General features: G+C 34.6%; 4 protein-coding genes. 2 read left to right on the top strand and 2 right to left on the bottom strand.

The features are described 5' to 3' along the window. On the top strand, positions 1-420 hold a 420-nt coding region (locus BZK14_RS13235; RefSeq protein ID WP_077925314.1), incomplete at its 5' end, for a hypothetical protein. A 9-nt stretch (positions 421-429) separates the two neighbouring features. Then, the gene (locus tag BZK14_RS04135; RefSeq protein ID WP_077925313.1) at positions 430-2100 is read left to right on the top strand and encodes a coiled-coil domain-containing protein; all 1671 of its coding nucleotides are present in this window, start codon (positions 430-432) and stop codon (positions 2098-2100) included. 6 nt (positions 2101-2106) lie between these two features. Here BZK14_RS04135 and BZK14_RS04130 read toward each other — a convergent pair whose 3' ends face one another. Both BZK14_RS04130 and BZK14_RS04125 read right to left on the bottom strand, forming a co-directional pair. Continuing rightward, the gene (locus BZK14_RS04130; RefSeq protein WP_077925312.1) at positions 2107-3105 is read right to left on the bottom strand and encodes a contractile injection system protein, VgrG/Pvc8 family; all 999 of its coding nucleotides are present in this window, start codon (positions 3103-3105) and stop codon (positions 2107-2109) included. Further along, the coding region (locus BZK14_RS04125) for a phage tail protein (RefSeq protein WP_077925311.1) at positions 3102-3453 on the bottom strand (352 nt) is incomplete at its 5' end. The genes BZK14_RS04130 and BZK14_RS04125, both read right to left, overlap by 4 nt.

Here is a 3453-nt window from a genome sequence, read left to right as displayed (position 1 = left end):
ACTAAACGCAGTGTAATTATTAAATCAGTTGATTATGAGTATTTCACAGGTATATGTTTAGATCGTCACGCTGAAAGAACTTTCAAAAAAGATCGTGTAGTTGAGTATTTAGGCAATGCAAAGCAGTTATTACAGAACTTTGTGCCAACTAAAAAGAAAAAATCAGCACCTAAGAAAAACACTAAATCACCTGCTTTGACAATTAACTTTGTTGGGTTCTCAGATGATGAACAGATGTTATTGGAAGCATTGGCAAAGCCATATAATTTGAAAGTTTTGAAAACTCAAACCAAAACATTATTTGCCATTATTACCAATGAAGAACTACCAGAGAAACAAGCGGAACGAGCCACAGAAAATGGCACGTTGATTATGAATAAAGAACAGTTTTTACATTTTTTAGAAACAGGTGAGGTTTAATTAATAATTATGAGTACAGAAGATGAAAATGCTACAAAAGTAGATGATACTAAAATTACAACTATTGAAATCAAAATTAAAGCTTTAGATGACAAATTATCTACAACAGAAACAAATGTAAAAAATAGAGTTGATGCATTAGATGAAAAGTTAGTGGTAGCAGAATCAGATACGAAAGAACGACTTAAAATTGTAGATGGCAAATTATCTACATCAGAAACAGATGTAAAAGCTAGAGTCGATGCATTAGATGAAAAGTTAGTGGCGGCAGAATCAGATACGGCAGAACGGCTTAAAGTTGTAGATGGCAAATTATCTACATCAGAAACAGATGTAAAAGCTAGAGTCGATGCATTAGATGAAAAGTTAGTGACAGTAGAATCAGATACGACAGAACGGCTTAAAGTTGTAGATGATAAATTATCTACAACAGAAACAAATGTAAAAACTAGAATCGATGCATTGAATGAAAAGCTATTTGGCGAAGATGGTGCTGAATTTAAAATTGATGCATTAGATGAAAAGCTATTTGGTGAAGATGGTGCTGAATCTAAAATTGATGCATTAGATGAAAAGCTATTTGGTGAAGATGGTGCTGAATCTAAAATTGATTCATTAGATGAAAAGCTATTTGGTGAAGATGGCACTGAATTTAAAATTGATGCGTTAGATGAAAAGCTATTTGGCGAAGATGGTGCTGAATCTAAAATTGATGCATTAGATGAAAAACTATTTGGTGAAGATGGTACTGAATCTAAAATTGATACATTGAATGAAAAACTGTTTGGAGAGGAAGGTACTGAATCTAAAATTGATGATTTAGATGAAAAGTTGTTTGGAGAAGAAGGTGCTGAATCTAAAATTGATGATTTAGTGGAAAAGTTGTTTGGAGAAGAAGGTGCTAAATCTAAAATTGATGATTTAGTGGAAAAGTTATTTGCTGAAGATGGTGCTGAGAGTAGAATTGACGATTTAGATGAAAAATTAGAAGAAACCAACGATTCTCTTGATGCAATACAAGCTAAAACGAAGGAACAAGCTAAAGAGCTAGAAAATTTTTTTGCAAAGAAAAAAGATGAGGTTGATAAAAAGATCATAGAATATGAAAATACTTATAAAAGATTCACGACAAAAATTGAAGAATTATTGCCATCTGCTATGAGTGTAGGATTAGCGAGTTCCTACAAGATAGCTAAAGAATCATTTAATGAGGAAATTAAGGGATACACGACTGCATTAAAATTTTTATATGGAACATTTTTAGCATTAGGTTTGTATAATTTATACATATACGCTCAATCGGGGGATATTAGTTTAACATTAGTTTTTTCCAAAATATTAATGCAATTACCATTTATTGGGCTGCTTGCTTGGTTAACTACTTTTATCTCCTCTAAATTAAATGGGGCAATACGATTGCAGCAGGAGTATGCTCACAAAGAAGCTGTTGCTAGTTCATATAGTAGTTTTAAACAACAAATTGAGAGCATAGGGAGCAATAATGAAACAGAATTATTGGAGCAATTAATGCAAGATTTAATTAACAGTGTATCTTTTAATCCTTCTAATACCCTAGATAAACAAGCTATTGTAAAAAATCCTATTGATTCTGGTACTGAATTAGCTGGTAAAGCATTGGAGGCTGGTAAGATGCTCACAGGTAATGATACTTCTAAATAATAATTATTATGGTTTCACTTCAGCCTCAACCTGAGTAGTTAGACCATTATCCCCCAAAGAATGGATCACACGATTAGCGATCCATTTTTTTTCGTCTATATCTTTTTTAAAGCCCATCACTTTGACTGGTGAACATGCCAATGTTTCAGGTTGGCCAATGGCGAGAAAGAAATTAAAGCTTTCTTTACCACGTGCTAGGCGTTGCATCTCTTTTTCAGCTGCTCGCATGGCTTCATCTTCACTTCTGAATGTTGTGCGGAGCATTTTAGTTTTATCATCTTTGCCAAAAATAACCTGTTTGCGTCTGCCACCTTTTGCATCATTATATTTAGCGATCACACCTGTATAAGCATTACGATCACTCACTTGATAGCTGTGTTTATCACCATCTTTACGAGTAATAATTACTTCAGGTAGTTCTTGACCACTTGCTGTTTTGCCTGATCCTGCTTCCAAAAATAACAGTGTGCCTTTTTTGATTGTGGCCACAGCATCATATTCAATTGCCAGGCGCGTTAAAAGATTAGCGTCAGATTCATTGGATTGCTGTAAGTCATTTATTTTGATGATTTTTAATGAATCACTGATCGCAGTTTTATATTCATAACGCTTCGCAATTTCATTGAGAATCTCTTCAATGGTTTTATTGTGATAAGCATGATTACGTTGTTCAATGAATTTTTCACGAAAATCAGCTGACTTTGCACCGATTTCAATGACATCTGGTGCACCTGAATGCGTAATGCTATCCACCACAAATGTGCCTTTATCAATGAGCAGTTTCTCTTTGAAGCCAATGAATACATCTAATTTCACGCCTGTTTTTGGCAATTCTACTTTGCCATCTGCATCATCAATCGTGATCGTGACAGAATCAGCTTCAAAGCCACTGTTATCAATCAAGTTTAAACTGATCAAACGGTTGGCAAATGCTTGTGTGATGTCATTGCCTTCCATCATGATCATATAGTGTGGTGTTAATACGCCAGTAGATAATATATTCATATCAAACTCACCAATTGCGTTGTGATGATACTAGCATAATCTAAAATATCATCACCTGATCGTTTGAATGAGATCGTGAAGTCAATGCGATTGGGTGCGTTGTTGGATTCCAAATATTTGCACGTTTCAACAATAGAAGTACACACAAATGTGCCATGAATTCGGCCACTTGATTCAATCAAAGGGAAGGCAATGCCAAGTTCACATTGCACTTTGAATAGATCAACGACATGACGCCCACCTGTGATCATTGGGAATAATACACCTTTGAGTGTAATTTCATCGTTGCCTTTGCCCATGAATTGTAAGCTGTTACTTTTGCCCACGCGGTTGTTTTCAGCATATTTA

This window comes from Wohlfahrtiimonas larvae (genome assembly GCF_002006755.1).
Taxonomy (GTDB): Bacteria; Pseudomonadota; Gammaproteobacteria; order Cardiobacteriales; family Wohlfahrtiimonadaceae; genus Wohlfahrtiimonas; species Wohlfahrtiimonas larvae.
This window is presented reverse-complemented; position numbering and strand designations above follow the sequence as displayed.